This is a genomic window from Streptomyces sp. NBC_01314 (assembly GCF_041435215.1).
Classification (GTDB): domain Bacteria; phylum Actinomycetota; class Actinomycetes; order Streptomycetales; family Streptomycetaceae; genus Streptomyces.
The window spans coordinates 5,864,985-5,882,293 of the sequence record NZ_CP108394.1; the positions used below are offsets into that span (position 1 = coordinate 5,864,985).

Below are 17,309 nucleotides of genomic sequence, written 5' to 3' on the forward strand. Positions count from 1 at the left end.
GATCGACCGGATCGACCGGATCGACCTGATCCACCGGATCCACCGGATCCACCGGATCCACCGGATCAGCGGCAACTGAACCGCATACGGATTTCCGCGGCGGCGTCCCTGGGACCTCAGAGGACCCCGGGCCGCCACCGCGGAATCCGCGCTTCGTTTTCCGCCACCTCCCCCCACCTGAGTCCCACCAAGTCCGACCAAGGAGTCCAGCATGGCCAACAGCCGGGACAAGGCAGCGGCCGAGAACAAGAACCTCGCCTTCGCCTGCGCGCTCATCCCGCTCGGCATGGCGGTCGCGACCACGCAGCTGACGGGCGGCCTCGAGATCTTCGTCATGGCCGGCCTCGGCGCCGTCATGCTGAGCTGCCTGGTCCGGATCGGCGCCAACCTCCGTAAGGCACGCCGTTGAGTACCGCGAACGCACCGAGCACCGGCGCCGCCCCCGTCGTCGCCCTGCGCGGCCTGACCAAGCGCTTCGGCGAGGTCACGGCGGTCGACGACCTGACGTACGAGGTGCAGCCCGGCCGGATCGTCGGCCTCCTCGGCCGCAACGGAGCCGGCAAGACCACCTCGCTGCGGATGCTCCTCGGCCTCTGCCGGCCGACCTCAGGCGAGGCGACCGTCTTCGGCCGCCCGTACGCCGAACTGCCTCACGCCGCCCGCCGGGTGGGCGTCAGCATGGACGCCGTAGGACCGCTGCCGGGAGCCAGTGCCCGACGCGAACTCACCATCTGGGCCAGGACCCTGGGCCTGCCCAAGCAGCGCGTCGAGGAGGTCCTCGAACTGGTCGGCCTGGCCGACGGCGGTGCGGCCTCCCGCCCCGTCAAGGGCTACTCGACCGGCATGAAACAGCGCCTCGCGCTCGCCACCGCCCTGCTCCCCGACCCCGAACTCCTCGTCCTGGACGAGCCCGCCAACGGCCTCGACCCGGACGGCATCCGCTGGCTGCGCGGCCTGCTGCGTGGCCTGGCCGACGAGGGCCGGACCGTCCTCGTCTCCAGCCATCTCCTCTCCGAGGTGGAACAGACCGTGGACGACGTCGTGATCATCCAGAGCTCGCTGCGGTACGCCGGTCCGCTCGAAGGACTCGTCGGCGCGGGCGCCGGGGAACGCCTCGAAGACCGGTTCTTCTCCCTGGTCGGCACCGCGACGACCGCGTCATCCGCTGTCGGAGGAAAGAACCATGCGTAACCTGCTCGCCGGCGAATGGGCCAAGGCCTGGACCGGCCGCGGCTGGCTGATCCTGGCCGGGTGCGGCGTCCTGATGTCCCTGCTCGGTGCCCTCGGTTACGCCTCCCAGGGTGCCGCGGCCATCGAGGAGGGCACCATGGGCCGGGCCGCCGTCACCGATGACATCGTCCGCTCCTGGTTCATGATGTCGCTCTTCACCTCTCTCTTCGGCGCGATCTTCGTGTCCCGCGAGTACACCTCGGGTGCCATCGGCCGCTCCGTCCTGATGAGCGGCGGCAGCCGTACCCGCCTGCTCGCCGCCAAGGTGCTGACCGCCACCGCCGTGGGCGCCCTCGCCGCGCTGCTCACCGCCGCGCTGTCCCTCGCCTCCGCCTGGGGAACACTCGCCGCCAACGGGGCCGAGCCCGCGTGGCACGGCGAGACCTGGCTGATCCTGCTGGGCGTCTTCGCCGTCAACACGCTCGCCGCTCCCTGGGGCGCGCTGATCGGCTGGATCGTCCGGCACCAGGTCGGGGCCGTCGTGACCGTCGTCGCGCTGACCCTGGTCGTCGATCCGGCGGTGCAGGTCCTGGTGCCGGAGGCCGGCAGGTACCTGATGACGATCGCCCAGAGCTCCGTCTACCGGGACACGAAGCCCGAGCTGCTGTCCACGCCGCTCGCGCTGCTGGTGATCGCGGGCTGGCTGGCGGCCGCCGGGCTGCTCGCCCGGAAGCTGTTCACCGCCCGCGATGTCGTCTGACGTCGACCGAGCCCGCTGAAGCCCGCCACGTCCCGCCGTCCTGAGCCCGTCCTGAGCCCGACCCCGAACTCCGTGAGGAGAGAACCAGGCATGCCCAGCACACCCGCCGGTGCCGTACTACTGGCCCCCGAGCGGCTGGCCCGACCCCGCCTCGCCACCGATGTGGTGGTCCACGAGCCGGCCGAGCCGGGCGCGCCCTGGGTGGTGCAGCGCGGCAGCCACCAGTACTTCCGCCTCCAGGAGGACCTGGCCCGCCTCGTCCGGGCCGTGGACGGCGTACGTGACCACGACGACCTGGCCGACGCCCTCGGCGCGCCCTGGACCCAGGCCGACGTCGGCTCGGCGGTGCGGACACTCGCCGGGGCGAAGGTGCTGGACGACGGGGTGCCGAAGAAGGACCGGAGTTCATGGTTCCGGTTCGTCCCGCCGCTCACCCTCCAGTTCACCCTCCTCAAGCCGGACCGGCTGCTGGCCCGGCTCGCCCCGCTGGTGGCGGCCGCCGCGAACCGTAAGGCCGCCGTGGCCGCCTCGGCCGTCACGATCGGCGGACTGCTCGCCCTGGCCCTCCGAACGGCCGATCTCCAGGGTGCGTTGGGGCGCCCCTTCGCGCCCCTGCTCTACCTCTGCGTGATCGGCGCGGTGCTCGCCACCACCGCCGTCCACGAGATCGGCCACGGCGCGGTCCTCACGTACTACGGCGGACGGCCGACCCGGATGGGCATGATGCTCTTCTACATGTCGCCGGCCTTCTTCTGCGATGTGTCCGACGGCTGGCGGCTGCCGCGCAAGGAGCAGCGGGTACGGGTCGCACTCGCCGGAATCGCCACCCAGACCGTCATCGCCGGGGGCGCCGCCCTCGCCACCCTCTTCATGGGCGACTCGGCGGCGCGCGACGGGGTCCTCGTGTACGCCGTCGTCACCTACCTCTCCGGCATTCTCAACCTCCTGCCGTTCGTGAAACTGGACGGCTACATCGCGCTGATGAGCCACCTCGACATCCCGCATCTGCGCGACCGGGCGATGACCGACGCCCGCAGATGGCTGGCCCGCCTGCTGATCGGCGGCACCGGCTACCGCCGCGAACTGCATGGCGTGCGCTGGGCGGTCCCCTTCGGCCTGCTCTGCATGACCTTCCCGCTCTACATCGTGGCGGGCGCGATCACCCTCTGGTCGGACAGCCTCCAGCGCCTCGGCGCCCTGGGCGCGCTCCTCGTGCTGTGCGGCATCGGCTACTTCCTCCACCACCTGGCGCGTGGCGTACGCCGCTTCGCCCGCGAGGCCCGTACGGCGGGCGGGCGCCCCTGGCGCCTCGGCGCGGTGCTCGCCCTCGCCGCTGCCACCATCGCCGTACTCGGGCAGCTGGTCCAGGTCCCGTACACCGTCAACGGCGGCTATACGACGGCCGAGGACGGCCGGATCACGCTGCTCCTGCCCCTCTCCACCGACCCTGCGCTGATCGAGGCCGGTGCCCCGGTCCGCCTCTACCGCGCCGGCATCGCGACCCGCGAGCAGACCGGCGCCGCGACGGTCGCCGTCGACGGGGCGGACGGCACGGACGCCATGGCCCCGCTGTCGGCGCTGATCCCGGTCAGCAGCGACGCCCTGCCGACCCCGGCGCTCGGCCTTCCGCTGGAGGTACGCCAGGCACGGGGCCAGGCTCCCGCCGACGCTTCGGGCACGGCCCAGCTGGACGCGGGCAGCCGGCCGGGCTGGGAGTGGCTCTACACCAAGTACCTCGCGCCTGCCTGGCGCTGGTAGCCGAGAAGCCGAGACGGAGAGGTACAGGGAGAACGATCATGGATCTCCGGTATGTGACTTACTGCCAGGCGGGCAACGCGTTCTACGAGGATCCTGCGACCGCCGCCGCCACCACCGAGCCCGCTGACGTCCTGGCGGAACCCCCCGTCGGCTGGACCCGGACCGTCAACGGCGACTGGGTGGTGCTGACCCCGCCGCACACCGAACTCCCCGGCCAGGGCTGGAAGATCCATGTCTCGGCGACCCGGGACAACGCCGACCGCATCCTCGACGTCGTACGCGCCTACTGCGTACGTGAGCGGCTCACCTTCAAGTACATCCGCAGCGCCAAGGCTTTGAACCGGCGCAACAGCAAGTACGGCGACCGCGGCGCGAGCGGCAAGTTCATCACCGTCTACCCGCCGGACGAGCCCCAGCTGGAGCGGGTGCTCGTCGAGCTGGACGCCGAGCTGGGCGGCGAGCCCGGCCCGTACATCCTCAGCGACCTGCGCTGGCGTTCCGGCCCGCTCTACGTCCGTTACGGCGGCTTCGTCGCCCGCCTCGGCCGGGACGCGAAGGGCGACCCGGTGCACTGCATCGAGGACCCGGACGGCCGCCTCGTCCCCGATGTACGCGGCCCCGGCTTCCGGCCGCCCGCGTGGGTGACGCTGCCGGACTGCCTCGCCGAGTCGCTGGCGGCCCGTAACGCGAGCACGATGGGCGACTTCCCGTTCCGCGCGGTCAGGGCGCTGCACTTCTCCAACGGGGGCGGCGTCTACGAGGCCGAGGACCTGCGCCAGAACCCCGGTACGGAATCCTCCGCCTCCGTGCTCCTCAAGGAGGCCCGCCCGCTGGCCGGCCTCGACGAGGAGGGCGAGGACGCGGTGGCCCGGCTGGAGCGGGAGCGCTGGGCGCTGGAGCGGCTGGCGGGACTGGACTGCGTACCGCCGCTGATCGACTACCGCAAAGGCCGCGAACACTACTTCCTGGCACGGGAGTTCGTGCCGGGTGCCTCGCTCCACACCCGCATCCACGAGTCCAACCCGCTGCTGAACCCGGATGCCGACGCCTCCCCCGAGTCGTTCGCGGCGTACACCTCCTGGGCCCTGTCCGTCATCGACCAGATCGACGCGGGCGTGCGGGCCATGCACGCCCGGGGCGTGGTCTTCGGTGATCTGCACCCCAACAACGTCCTGGTCCGGCCGGACGGCTCGATCGCCTTCATCGACCTGGAGACGGCGAGCCCCGTCGACGACGCGGCACCTCAGACGATCGGCGCGCCCGGCTTCCGCGCCCCGGCCGGTTACGTGGGCCCGGCGGTCGACCGGTACGCGCTCGGCTGCCTGCGGCTCGCGGTGTTCCTCCCGCTGACGGTGGTGCTGAGCTGGGGCCGGGAGAAGACGCAACAGCTGATCGCGCTGGTGACGGAGAACTTCCCGGTACCGGCGGACTTCGCGGAACGGGTGGAGACGGATCTGGCGAGCCCGGAGACCGCCGAGACGGCCGAGGCCACCGAGACCGGCGCGGACGCTGAGATCGCAGTGAGTGCTGGGGTCATCGAGGCGGGTGCGGATGCTGTGACCGCCGTGAGCGCCAGGGCCGTTGAGGCCGGCGCCCGCGACGAGACTGCCGTGGCTGTCGGCGTCGGCGTCGGCGTGGCCGTGGCCGTGGCCGACGCGGGCGTCGAGCTCGCCGCTGCCCCGGTCTGGCCCGAGACCCTCACCCCCGCCGACTGGCCGTCCCTGCGCGCGTCACTCTCGGCCGGAATCCTGGCCGCCGCGACCCCGGACCGCGAGGACCGTCTCTTCCCCGGCGACATCGCCCAGTTCACCGCCCCGGGCGGCGGCCTCAACCTCGCCCACGGCGCCGCCGGAGTCCTCTGGGCGCTGGGCAGCGCGGGTGCGGAGATCCCGGCCGCGCACGTGGACTGGCTGACCGAGCGCGTACGCCGCTGGCCCGAGCCCCGCCCCGGCTTCTACGACGGCCTGCACGGCATCGCGTACGCCCTCGACGCCCTGGGCCGTACGGCCGAGGCCCGTGAAGTCCTGGACCGGGCCCTCGCCCTGCCGATGGACGACCTTGACGGCTCCCTCTTCGCCGGCCTCCCCGGCATCGGCCTCTCCCTGCTCCACTTCGGCCACCTCGACGCGGCCGAACGCCTCGCGGAGCTGGTCGCGGACCGTACCCCGGGCGGCTACGCGGCCCGCCCACGACCGGGCCTGCTGTACGGGGCGACGGGCGCGGCGCTGTTCCTGCTACGGCTGTACGAGAAGACGGGCGACCGGAAACTGCTGCACGGAGCGGTGGAGGCGCTGCGTCACGACCTCGCCGAGTTGTCGTCCGGGCCGGGCATCAGCCGCATGCCGTACCTGGCGGTGGGCGGGGCGGGAGTGGCGATGGTCGTGAGCGACGTACTCCCTCATCTCCCATCCCCAGACCCGGAGTTGAGAGACGCCCTCCCCGTCCTCCACTCATCGGTGACGGCTCTCTACCAGGCCCAGACGGGCCTGTTCCAGGGCCGCGCCGGGGCAACCCTCGCCCTGCGTCACCTACGCGCCAGAACGCCGGAGCCGGGGCGGGAGTCGAAGCCAGGGCTGGAGTCGGAGACCGAGGCCGCGGTACGCCGCCACCTGGTGGCCTTCGGCTGGCACGCCATCCCGTACGCGGGCCACCCCGCCTTCCTCGGCGACCAGACCCTGCGCCTGTCGACCGACCTCGCCACCGGCACGGCCGGGGTCCTGCTCGCCCTTGACGAAGCACTCGGCTCGGGCGGGGGCCTGCCGTTCTTCCCGTCCTCCAGCCGCCGCACTTCATGACAGGCCGCCGCGTCGTCCTGATCGAACCCCGCTCCACCGAGGTGGCCGGTGCCCCGGAACTCGCAGCCGTACGGTTCATCTCCCTGCTGCCCGAAGACTGGGACTACGAACCGGAGTTCGCGGGCAAACGCTTCACCGTTCGCCTTGGTTGCCCTACGAAGACGGACCTGGACCTGGACCTGAAAATGGCCCGGGCGCTGGACCGGATCTTCACCGACTCATCCCTGCGCGCCTGGCGCTGGACCGACATCACGCACCACACGTGAGGAGGGACCACACGTGAGGAGACGTAGCCGGTGCGGTGCCGTAGCGGAGATATCCGACGTCGAACGTCAGGACAGCCCGGCGATCCGCTCACGCCGAAGTCGGCAACCCGATGCCCGCGCCGGAAACGCTCGACGCACCGAACACCATCGTCAAAGACGCCGCCCGGAAGACCGACGAAGCCACATGGCCCCCGGAACCCCCCTGTGGACAAAATGCAGGACAACGGCGTCTGCGAACCACGACGAAGGGCCCCTCGAATTCGCCTACGCGGGCATCACGCCATGGATGCGGGAGAGAGTGAAGACGCGTTCCGCTTCGCGCAGGTGGCACCAGGCGTCGAGGTAGGGCGGGTCGAGTTCCAGGTCGCTGAGGGTGCGTACGGTCCGGTTGCCCGAGGTGGCGATGTACTCGACCGTGATGGCCGCACCGGTGTCGATGGCATGGGCGACCTGGCGGACGTCGCTGTACGAGAGGTGCTTCGCGTATCCGGCGACGATCTCCTCGGTGTCCGTCGCGAAAGGCACCCCGCTGCCGAACGGGTCGGGTTCCGGTGTCGTCGGCGGGGACTTGAGCAGCCGGTCGGCCAGGACGTCCATCCCGGCGTCGGTGGGCATGTCCGAGGCGCGGGTTGCGATGGTCCGGGGGCTGCGCCGTCCGACGTTCCCTCGCGGGGGCGGGACTGCAGCGGCGGCCCTCTGCGGCAGGCGCTTTTCGATGCGTACCGTTCCCCCGGCTGTCTCGGCGACCGGGGCGTAGCCCGCGGCACGGAGCGCGGCGAGAGTCGTCGCGGGCGGGCTGCCGCTGACCAGGACCGTCGGGGCGAGCTGCCGCAGGGCGAGCTTGGACAGTGCGCGATGGGCGGCGAGTTCGGCCAGGAGCGCGGGTTCGTCGCCGTGGAGGACACAGGCCGCGGGGGCGATGCGCACCCGTCCGTGACCTCGTGCGGTGTCGGCGATGAGATAGGTCAGCGGCTGTGGCAGGGCTGTGGCGGAGCCGACTGCCAGGTCGGCTGTGATGTCGTCCGGGGTGCGGCCGGCGTCCAGGGCCCGGCGGACACTGCCGGCACTGAAGCGCCACACCGACGCCGTGCCACTGGTCTCCCGGTCGGCCATCGAATCCAGCAGTGCTGCGAGTCGCGCGGACGGGGTGCCGGTGACGACGGCGGTGAGGTCGGCGCCGATCCGGGCCGTCGTGGTCGCGGGGGGCAGCAACCGCCGGGCTGTGATGTCGAGTTCTTCGTCGGCGTGGGCCGCCAGGTGGGCACCGAGCGGGGACAGCGCACCCCGTGCCAGCACGCCCAGCAGTTCGCCTTCGCGGATCACGGTGCTGAACGGTGCCGTGTCCTGGGGCGAGGCGTCGTCGGCGAGCGGACGGTGCCAGGCCACGAGCGGCCCCAGCTCCGAAGCGACCTTCACGCCCTGTCCTGCCGGGAGCCCCGCTGCCGCGGTGAGCAGCCCGTGGCGGGCCTGCAGACAGCCGCCGCAGTCAGGCGCACCGGCGAGCGCGGGAAGCGCCTTGTTGTCTTCGTCGCGCGCCCGGGTGGGGGTGAGCGGCAGGTCCCGCCATGCCCGGAGCAGTACGGCGAGCTGTTCTGCGGGCTCCTGCTCGGCCCAGGCGTCGTACGCCTCGGTGGGAGGTACGCGATCGCCGTCGCGAGCCAGCAGTCCGGCGGCGTACGCGGTCTCCAGGGCGATGCGTACGACGGCGTCGTCCGCTTGGGCGGCCTTGCCGAGCCGGGCCAGTTCACGCGCGCCGATCCCGCCCGACTTCAGCCGGGTCGGTGGAGCGGTCGCGCACGCCGAAAGGACGGAGGCGGCATGGGCCGCGAACGCGGTGGCGGCCGCCGCGGCCTCCCGCTCCACCTCCGAGGAGGTGATGGGCACCAACTGCGGGACGGGCGGCAGAGGTTCGAACGGAGCGTGCCAATCGGGGCCCCGCAGAGCCAAGGCCACCTCGACCGGCATCCGGACGGGCCCGTACCGGTGACGGTCCTGGAGCAGAAGCCCGCGGTCGAGTGCCCAGCGGGCGCCTGGTTGGAGGTCGTGGTCAGGAGCCCCGAACGCGACGAACAGTGACTGTCGCGGCGTGGACCTGGCGCTCTGCTCAAGCAACTTCCGTGTGGCCGCCGGTGCCCCCGCCGCCAACGCGGCGACCCGTTCCGCGTCAGTGTGATGCTCCACCAGAGCCGCGAGTCGCTGCTGCTTGGTGCCGGGTGGCTTGATACCCAGGACCGCCAGCATGCCGCGCAGTTCCTCCGAGGTGGTGCCGGTCAGCAGCTCTTCCAGCGGGGCGTCGAGTCCCAGGGGCGTGCTCCACGCCTGCCGCAAGGGCGTAGGCATGCGGAGTGCCTCGTTGCCGTCATGCCACACGAGCGCCCGATCCGACAACGCCTCCAGGGTCGCGTCCAGCGCGTGCACCGCCGCAGGGGACGTCGAGCCGAGCAACTCCGCGAGGCTGTCCCGGGTCGCTCGTGTTCCCAGGGCTGCCAGCGCCTCGGCGGCCTGCAAGCACGGCAGCGTGAGTCGCGGCAGGACGAGTGCCACGGACCCCGGACGTTGGAGACGGTCCGCCAGTTCCCCCACCGAGCGTGGTTCCGGAGAGGAAGCTGCGTCTTTCCGCATGGCGAGTACGCGTGCCAGGCGGGAACCGCCGAGTTCGCTCAGCCAAGTCGCAAGCGTCGATCGGGACTTCATCTGAAGGGTGCACCTCGACAGACAGGAAACGTCACAGGCGGGCCGAAGCCGCTTCGGCGCCAAGGTCAAGGATGGCGCAGTTCCATGATCCGCGGATGCCGTACGAAGACAGAGTCCGGGGCGCCTCCCCGCCGCTGGCCCAGCCCGACGAGACGAGCCGACGGCAGTAGAAGATACGGGCTACCCGCTCGCCGAAATATCCTTAATGGGCGCATGTGAATGCAACCAAAACTGCAACCAGCTGGGGCTTGATCACGGGTTGGGAGCCTGGGGGAGCGACCCCGGATGCGCGCCCGGTACATGCACGTGACGGGGACCATGCTCCGCAAGGTCGCGCAGCAGATCGGCGACGCTCTCTGGGAGCCGCCGGGAGGCGGCGGGACTACCGGGACTACCGAACCCGACGGGAAGCCGGACGGAAAACCCAACTGAGACGGAAAGTGAGACGGAGCACGACGAAGGGCCCCACCGCGAACGGTGGGGCCCTTCGACATCGTGCCCGGTGAGGCACTGGCGGAGGATACGAGATTCGAACTCGTGAGGGTGTGAACCCAACACGCTTTCCAAGCGTGCGCCCTAGGCCTCTAGGCGAATCCTCCGCCGGGAACATTACATGACGTCGGAGGGTGGTTGCGAACCCGTTCGACCGCGGGTGATCGATGAGGGAGGCAGGGGTGGGGAGGCGGCTCGGTGGCCGCCGGGGATCGGGTACGCTGGGCTCAGCCCCTCACGCGGCGCTATCTGACTGAACTCCCCCAGGGCCGGAAGGCAGCAAGGGTAGGTTGGCTCTGGCGGGTGCGTGAGGGGTCTTGTGCATCCGGGCCCGCCCCGAGCCGAGGCCCCGAGGCCCCCACGTTGAGCCGATGGCTCGCGCTCCGGGCCGATGATCGCGAGCCGATCGCCGAGAGGCCTGTCGACGCTCAGGCGCCGCTTCGGCCCTGGTCTGCTTCCGCGGCGGTCCGTGTTGTCAGTGGGCGCCTATAACCTCGTAGGCGTGTCGTCTCTCGCGCTGTACCGCCGCTATCGCCCGGAGTCGTTCGCCGAGGTCATCGGGCAGGAGCATGTCACCGACCCGCTGCAGCAGGCGCTGCGGAACAACCGGGTCAATCACGCGTACCTGTTCAGCGGGCCGCGTGGGTGCGGGAAGACGACCAGCGCGCGGATCCTCGCCCGGTGTCTGAACTGCGAGCAGGGGCCCACGCCGACGCCGTGCGGAGAGTGCCAGTCCTGCCAGGACCTGGCACGGAACGGACCGGGGTCGATCGACGTGATCGAGATCGACGCCGCATCGCACGGTGGTGTGGACGATGCCCGTGACCTGCGCGAGAAGGCATTCTTCGGACCGGCGGGCAGTCGGTACAAGATCTACATCATCGACGAGGCCCACATGGTCACGTCGGCCGGTTTCAACGCGCTGCTGAAGGTCGTCGAGGAGCCGCCGGAGCACCTCAAGTTCATCTTCGCGACCACCGAGCCCGAGAAGGTCATCGGCACGATCCGGTCGCGTACGCACCACTATCCGTTCCGGCTGGTGCCCCCCGGCACGCTCCGGGAGTACCTCGGCGAGGTCTGCGGCAAGGAGAAGATCCCGGTCGAGGAGGGTGTCCTCCCGCTGGTCGTGCGCTCCGGAGCCGGCTCCGTGCGTGACTCGATGTCCGTCATGGACCAGCTGCTGGCGGGTGCGACGGACGAGGGCGTGACGTACGCCATGGCCACGTCGCTGCTCGGTTACACGGACGGGTCCCTGCTGGACTCGGTCGTCGAGGCCTTCGCCTCGGGGGACGGGGCCGTGGCCTTCGAGGTCGTCGACCACGTCATCGAGACCGGCAACGATCCGCGGCGGTTCGTGGCCGACCTGCTGGAGCGGCTGCGGGACCTGGTGATCCTGGCCGCCGTGCCGGACGCCATCGAGAAGGGCCTCATCGACGCCCCCGTCGAGGTCCTGGAACGGATGCAGGCCCAGGCCGGCGTGTTCGGTGCCGCCGAGCTCAGCCGCGCCGCCGACCTCGTCAACGAGGGCCTCACCGAGATGCGCGGAGCGAACTCGCCCCGCCTCCAGCTCGAACTGATCTGTGCCCGTGTGCTCCTCCCCGCCACCTACGGCGACGAACGATCCGTCATGGCCCGCCTGGACCGCCTGGAGCGCGGGGTGAACTTCTCGGGCGGCGGCGCCGGACCCGCCATGGGGTACGTGCCCGGCCCAGAAGCGCACGGAGGAGCCGCCGCCCCGCCCATGGGCGCGCCTCCGCAGGCCCCACACGCCCCACACGTTCCGCAACCCGCGCAGGTCCCGCCCGGCGGTGGGCCCGCGGCGGCTCGGGCCGCGGTCCGGGGCACCGCGGGCGACGGAACAGGGGCCCCGGGCGCGCCGGGCCCCCGTCCGGATGCGTACGGTGCCGGGGGCGCCGTCGGCGGACAGCCGTCCCCGGGCGGGGCGGCTCCGGCTGCCCCACCTGAGGCCGCGCCGATCGCCCCGGCCGCCGCTTCGGCCACGCCGCCCACCGCCCCCGCGCACGCCAACCAGGGCGCGAACCCCACCCACCCGCCACACCCGGCCCCCGCACACCCCAACGCGCCCGCCTCCGCGCCGGGCGCCCTTGGCGGCTCCGCCCCAGGCTCCTGGCCCACCCCGGCCGCCGCGGGCAGTGGCCGCCGGCCCGGCGGGTGGCCGACGGCCGCGCCCGCCGGCGGTGGCCCCGGGACCCCGGACGCGCCCGGCCCGACCACGCCCCCCGCACCGGGCCCGCCCGCCGCCTACGCCCAGCCCGGCCCTCCGGCCGCGGCCCAGGCCCCCGCCGCCCACAACCCGGCCCCCGGCGGACCCGACCCCCGCACGCTCTGGCCGAACATCCTGGAGACGGTGAAGAACCGCCGCCGCTTCACCTGGATCCTGCTCAGCCAGAACGCGCACGTGGCCGGGTTCGACGGCACGACCCTCCAGATCGGCTTCGTCAACGCGGGCGCCCGGGACAACTTCGCGAGCAGCGGCAGCGAGGACGTACTGCGGTCGGCCCTGGCCGAGCAGTTCAACGTCCACTGGAAGATCGAGGCGGTCATCGACACCTCGGGCGGCTCGACCCCACCGGGCGGCTACGGGTCTCCCGCGCCGGCCGCGGGTGGCTACGGCGGCGGCGGTGGCACGGGCGGCGGATACGGAGGTGGCGGCTCCGCGGGTGGCTACGGCGGCTCCCCGGCCCCGGCGTCCCGTCCGGCCGCGCCCCAGGCCTCGGCGGCCCCCCGTCCGGCCACGTCCCACCGGTCGACCCCGAGCGCCCCGCCCGTCTCCGCCGGGCCACCGTCGGCCCCCGAACCCCCGCCCGTCTCCCCTGAGGACGACACCCCCGAGGACGACGATCCCGACCTCGACGAATCGGCCCTCTCCGGCCACGACCTGATCGTGCGGGAACTGGGGGCGACGGTGGTGGAGGAGATCGTGAACGAGTAGCGGGCGAGCGAGCCACGAGCGCGGAGGGCCACAACCGCAACCGCGGAGGCCAACCGTGAGGCTCCGGCCAGAGCCCCGGCTGACGCTGCGGTGCGGGGCGCTGCGGTGCGGGCGGCAGGCATACCGTCGGGTGCCGGGACCAGTCCGGCTGGGCCCGGCCAGTTCTCACTCACCGATCTCACTCACCGATCCCACTCGCCTATCTCATTCACCGAGGCCGGCCGCACCGTTGGCCGATGGCGGGGCCACCTGGGAAGAAGCCTGTTCGCCCTCGCCCTCGCTCCGCCGACGCGGGGCCGCAACCGAGGGTTCCCGCCCCCGCACCCCGCCTCACCTTCGTGTGATCCGACAAACCCCCGCCGTCCCACTCTTCGGAAGCCCCCACAAAGTCGCCCGCCCCCTCCGGCTAGGCTGGCACCGTGAAGGTCCTTGTCATTGGTACCGGTGCTCGTGAGCACGCGCTGTGCCGTTCGCTGTCCCTCGACTCCGATGTCACCGCACTCCACTGCGCGCCCGGCAACGCCGGCACCGCGGAGGTGGCCGAGTCGCACCCGGTCGACGCGCTGGACGGCGCCGCCGTGAGCGCGCTGGCCACGCGGCTGGAAGCCGACCTGGTGATCGTGGGGCCGGAGGCCCCGCTGGTCGCGGGTGTCGCCGACGCCGTACGCGAGGCGGGCATCCCGGTGTTCGGTCCGTCCGGTGAGGCCGCGCGCCTGGAGGGCTCCAAGGCCTTCGCCAAGGAGGTCATGGCCGGGGCCGGTGTGCCCACCGCGCGGTCGTACGTCTGCACCACCGCCGAGGAGATCGACGAGGCGCTGGACGCGTTCGGCGCGCCGTACGTCGTGAAGGACGACGGCCTCGCGGCCGGCAAGGGTGTCGTCGTGACGGCGGACCTCGCCCAGGCCCGTGAGCACGCGCTCGCCTGCGGCCGGGTCGTCATCGAGGAGTTCCTGGACGGCCCCGAGGTCTCCCTCTTCGCCGTCACCGACGGTGTCACCGTCGTCCCGCTCCAGCCCGCGCAGGACTTCAAGCGCGCGCTCGACGGCGACGATGGCCCCAACACCGGCGGCATGGGCGCGTATTCGCCGCTCCCGTGGGCCGACCCGAAGCTGGTCGACGAGGTCCTGCAGACCGTGCTGCAGCCGACGGTCGACGAGATGCGGCGCCGCGGCACCCCCTTCTCCGGCCTGCTCTACGCGGGCCTGGCGATCACCAGCCGAGGCGTACGGGTGATCGAGTTCAACGCGCGGTTCGGTGACCCGGAGACCCAGGTCGTCCTCGCCCGCCTCAAGACCCCGCTGGCGGGTGTTCTGCTCGCCGCCGCCAACGGCACCCTCGGCGACCTCGAACCCCTCCGCTGGAGCGGCGACGCGGCCGTCACCGTGGTCGTGGCCTCGCACAACTACCCCGGCTCGCCGCGCACCGGCGACCCCATCACCGGCCTCGACGAGGTCGCCGCCGTGGACGCCCCGCACGCGTACGTCCTGCACGCCGGCACCAAGCGCGCCGGCGACGACGTCGTCAGCGCCGGCGGACGCGTCCTCTCCGTCACGGCCACCGGCAAGGACCTCACCCAGGCCCGCGACCGCGCCTACACCGCCGTCGCCCGCATCGGCCTCGACGGCTCCCAGCACCGTTCGGACATCGCGGCGAAGGCGGCAGCCGAGGCGTGACCGACTGACCGCCGACCTTCCACGCCCTCCAACGCCCCTCCACGCCTTTCCGTACGCAGCCGTGCAGTCGTACGCACAGCCGTGCAGCCGTACGCCGCCGTGCAGCTGTACGCATCGATTCACATCCGCACGCATCCGCCCCCTTCGCGACATCCGCATGCGAAGCACCATCAACGGGTACGAACCCCAGGCCCCGGAATCCCTCGGAGACCCCAGGAACCCCTGGAAAATCCGTCGGAATCCGGGGCCCGATCCTTGCCCAGCGTCATCCACCTCTCCCCAAAGCCATTCCATCGAGTGAGCGATGGCCTATCCGGCTGACGGCGGCCGGGGCCCCAACTAGGGTGCGGCGCAAGTGTTCCGGCACTTGGCTCACCGGCATTGCGATGTCGGTGGGCGGTGCCACAGTGGGGGAGTGAACAACGTCAGGGCATTCGGCGGCGACCACTGTGACAAGCAGTCGTCGCAGGCGTCGCGGTGTGCGCCGCACGGGACAGCAGGGGGTGACGTCGGGCCGTGACCGGTATGGCAGGTGGTGAGGAGGCGGGCGCGCAGGGCGCGCGCGCACGGGCCCTCGCCGTGCTGCGTGTCCGCAGCAGGGCGCTGGCCGTGGCAGTGCTGCCCGCGGCCGTTGCCGTCGTCCTGCTGGCCGGCGGGGTGACCGGCCATCTGACCGGCCCCGGCTGGTCCATGGCGAGCCGGGTCGTGTCCGGCCTCGCCCTCGTCGTGCTGCTGGCGGCCGCAGGCATCGCGCTCGTCGTCGCCCGCGCCCGGCCCGCCGTGAGCCCCACGGTCCCGGTCACCGAGAAGGCCGCGCCCGATCTCTACCGCCTGGTGCGGGACCTGGCCGACCGCCTCGACGTCCCGGCCCCCTCCGCGATAGCGCTCACCCCGGACTGCGACAGCTGGCTGGAGGACCGCACCCATCCGTCCCACAACACGCCCCCCGTGCCCCGGCCCGCCCACTCCTCGACCGACGGGTCCGACGGGGCGGACGCGGACGGCAGGGGACCAGGCGTGGCCGGCGGCCCCGGTGGCGAGCGGGCCGACGAGATGCCGGGTGCCGGCGGATCGTCGTCCGGACCGCAGTCCCGTCTGCAGTCCGGTCCGGAGTCCGGACTCTCCTCTCACCGGCGGCACCGCGCGCCGATCGCCCCCGTGCTCGTCATCGGCTCGCCCTTCCTGTGGTGGATGCGGGTCGGTGAGCTACGGGCGGTGCTGGCACCGGTCGTCGCGGGTACGGGCCCGTCGGCGCACCCGGACATAGCCGCGGCCCGCCGTTTCGTCCGCGGGCTGGACGCCGCCGTGGCCGTCACCTCGGCCCCGACGCGCGGCCCGCTCGTCCGTACGGTGCTGGCCGGTGTCGGCTGGGTGACCCGGCTGCTCCTGCGCGGCTGCCGGGGGCACGCGGCCGAGATGGAGCGCGGGGTCGCCGCCGCGGCGGCCGAGCGTGCACAGGCTGTGGACTACGGTCTGCGGATCGTCGCCCAGGAGCAGGTCGGCCTGGCCTACGCGGGCTGGGACCGTCTCCTCACCCGGGTCGCGCTGCCCGCCTGGCGGATGGGCCGCTGGCCGTCCCGCCTGGACGCGGGTGTCGTCGCCGCGCTCACGGAGCTGTCCCGCCGCGACCGCCTCGCCGAGGGCTTCGCCTCCCGGCTGGGCGAGCGCCCCGCCTGCGACCTCCTCGAAGAGCCCGGCACGATCGACGAGGCCGCGTCCCTCCTCGCCGCCCGCCTCTTCCACGGCGGCCCCGCCGAGTCCGGCCCCGACTGGTCCCCGGTCGACTGGCACGAGTACCCGGACGAGGTCGTCGACCGCAAATGGCGCACCGACGCGGCCCGCCTCCACCGCGTCCTCGACGCGCTGGGAGTCCGCCACACGACTGGCGACGCGAGCACCGACCCCACCGGCCCGGCCCTCGGTGGCCCCACCCTCTCCCGCGTACTGAACCACCTGACCACCCCGCCCAAGACCCTCGCCCCCGCAGCCCCCACCGCCCCCGTGCCGCCCCCCGAAGCCCCTCAAGGCCGGGAGCACGAGCACAACCCCGACCAAGAGCCGAACGGGCCCCACATATCCCATCGTGGCCACGGCGCCGGCGACGGCCATGGGCACGGCGACGGCCACGGCGCCACCGAAAGCCACGGTGACAGCGATGACGGTGTCGGTGTCGATGTCGGTGACGATGACGAGCCCGGTCTCGCCAACGCCCAGTCCGCCGCTCTCGCCGCCGCGCTGACCGCCGAGCTGGCTCGGGAGGAGGCGGCGGCCCCGGCTGCCGTGCCCACCACGGCCGGGGGAGCCGAGACGCAGGGGCCGGACCGGGCGCTGTGGGACGACGACCTGCTGCCGCTGTTCCCGATGCAACCGCCCCGCACGGACCGCGAGCTGCTGACGGAGCACGTCGCCGCGATGGTGTGCTGCGCGGCGATGGACACGGCGGGTGCGAACCCGGGCCTGGACTGGCTGGACGGCCCCTCCCTCCTCGTCGACGGCGTACGGGCGGCCGACCTCGCCCCCCAAGTCCTGACCCTCGTGGAGGACGGCGACCCCGCCCCTCTCCGCGACTGGCTCCGCCGCCTCGGCGTCCGCCCGGAGAAACCGGTCCGCCTGGTGTGAACGCGACCGACCACAGCACCGGCCTGCTCCCGGGCGCAGAGTCCTCCCACAACACCCCACGACCACCCCACCACGAACCCACAACCACCGCCGACCACCCCCGCCGGGCCCCCGGCTCAGCCCAGCTCA

The 17,309-nt window shown here is 72.7% G+C and carries 10 protein-coding genes, 1 tRNA gene and 1 other RNA gene; 10 read left to right on the forward strand and 2 right to left on the reverse strand.

All coding sequences use genetic code 11. The features are described from left to right. Window positions 1-211 precede the first annotated feature (211 nt). The 6 genes from OG622_RS25710 to OG622_RS25735 all read left to right on the forward strand — a co-directional run bounded on the left by OG622_RS25710 (window position 212) and on the right by OG622_RS25735 (window position 6,749). Window positions 212-409 (forward strand): hypothetical protein, encoded by a 198-nt coding sequence (locus tag OG622_RS25710; protein WP_371578980.1) that lies wholly within the window; start codon window positions 212-214, stop codon window positions 407-409. Further along, window positions 406-1,191, forward strand: coding sequence for an ABC transporter ATP-binding protein (locus OG622_RS25715; protein ID WP_371578981.1), 786 nt, complete (start codon window positions 406-408; stop codon window positions 1,189-1,191). The genes OG622_RS25710 and OG622_RS25715 overlap by 4 nt, the downstream gene beginning before the upstream one ends. Continuing rightward, window positions 1,184-1,930 (forward strand): ABC transporter permease, encoded by a 747-nt coding sequence (locus OG622_RS25720; RefSeq protein ID WP_371578982.1) that lies wholly within the window; start codon window positions 1,184-1,186, stop codon window positions 1,928-1,930. The genes OG622_RS25715 and OG622_RS25720 overlap by 8 nt, the downstream gene beginning before the upstream one ends. A 90-nt stretch (window positions 1,931-2,020) precedes the next feature. Next, complete coding sequence (mpaP, locus tag OG622_RS25725) at window positions 2,021-3,688, forward strand: daptide biosynthesis intramembrane metalloprotease (RefSeq protein WP_371578983.1); 1,668 nt, start codon at window positions 2,021-2,023, stop codon at window positions 3,686-3,688. A 38-nt stretch (window positions 3,689-3,726) separates the two neighbouring features. After that, entirely contained in the window at window positions 3,727-6,483 is a 2,757-nt protein-coding gene (lanKC, locus tag OG622_RS25730) for a class III lanthionine synthetase LanKC (protein WP_371578984.1), read from the forward strand. Further along, complete coding sequence (locus tag OG622_RS25735; protein ID WP_371578985.1) at window positions 6,480-6,749, forward strand: hypothetical protein; 270 nt, start codon at window positions 6,480-6,482, stop codon at window positions 6,747-6,749. Before lanKC ends, OG622_RS25735 begins: the two co-directional genes overlap by 4 nt. 264 nt (window positions 6,750-7,013) lie before the next feature. Here OG622_RS25735 and OG622_RS25740 read toward each other — a convergent pair whose 3' ends face one another. Next, window positions 7,014-9,443, reverse strand: a complete 2,430-nt coding sequence (locus OG622_RS25740) for a helicase-associated domain-containing protein (protein WP_371578986.1) — start codon at window positions 9,441-9,443, stop codon at window positions 7,014-7,016. Window positions 9,444-9,954: 511 nt separating this feature from the next. Next, window positions 9,955-10,042, reverse strand: a tRNA-Ser gene (locus OG622_RS25745). A 122-nt stretch (window positions 10,043-10,164) separates the two neighbouring features. On the opposite strand from OG622_RS25745, the gene ffs reads away from it, so the two are divergent. The 4 genes from ffs to OG622_RS25765 all read left to right on the forward strand — a co-directional run bounded on the left by ffs (window position 10,165) and on the right by OG622_RS25765 (window position 17,180). After that, an RNA gene (gene ffs / locus OG622_RS25750) (signal recognition particle sRNA small type) lies at window positions 10,165-10,255 on the forward strand. A 182-nt stretch (window positions 10,256-10,437) separates the two neighbouring features. Next, the gene (locus OG622_RS25755) at window positions 10,438-12,888 is read left to right on the forward strand and encodes a DNA polymerase III subunit gamma and tau (RefSeq protein ID WP_371578987.1); all 2,451 of its coding nucleotides are present in this window, start codon (window positions 10,438-10,440) and stop codon (window positions 12,886-12,888) included. Window positions 12,889-13,307: 419 nt separating this feature from the next. Further along, window positions 13,308-14,561 (forward strand): phosphoribosylamine--glycine ligase, encoded by a 1,254-nt coding sequence (purD, locus tag OG622_RS25760; RefSeq protein WP_371578988.1) that lies wholly within the window; start codon window positions 13,308-13,310, stop codon window positions 14,559-14,561. 516 nt (window positions 14,562-15,077) lie between these two features. Next, the gene (locus tag OG622_RS25765) at window positions 15,078-17,180 is read left to right on the forward strand and encodes a hypothetical protein (protein WP_371578989.1); all 2,103 of its coding nucleotides are present in this window, start codon (window positions 15,078-15,080) and stop codon (window positions 17,178-17,180) included. Window positions 17,181-17,309: the final 129 nt, after the last annotated feature.

Coding starts and splice junctions, on each gene's coding strand:
- OG622_RS25710 (WP_371578980.1), top strand. CDS start 212: ATGGCCAACAGCCGGGACAAGGCAGCGGCCGAGAACAAGAACCTCGCC.
- mpaP (WP_371578983.1), top strand. CDS start 2,021: ATGCCCAGCACACCCGCCGGTGCCGTACTACTGGCCCCCGAGCGGCTG.
- lanKC (WP_371578984.1), top strand. CDS start 3,727: ATGGATCTCCGGTATGTGACTTACTGCCAGGCGGGCAACGCGTTCTAC.
- OG622_RS25740 (WP_371578986.1), bottom strand. CDS start 9,443: ATGAAGTCCCGATCGACGCTTGCGACTTGGCTGAGCGAACTCGGCGGT.
- OG622_RS25735 (WP_371578985.1), top strand. CDS start 6,480: ATGACAGGCCGCCGCGTCGTCCTGATCGAACCCCGCTCCACCGAGGTG.
- OG622_RS25720 (WP_371578982.1), top strand. CDS start 1,184: ATGCGTAACCTGCTCGCCGGCGAATGGGCCAAGGCCTGGACCGGCCGC.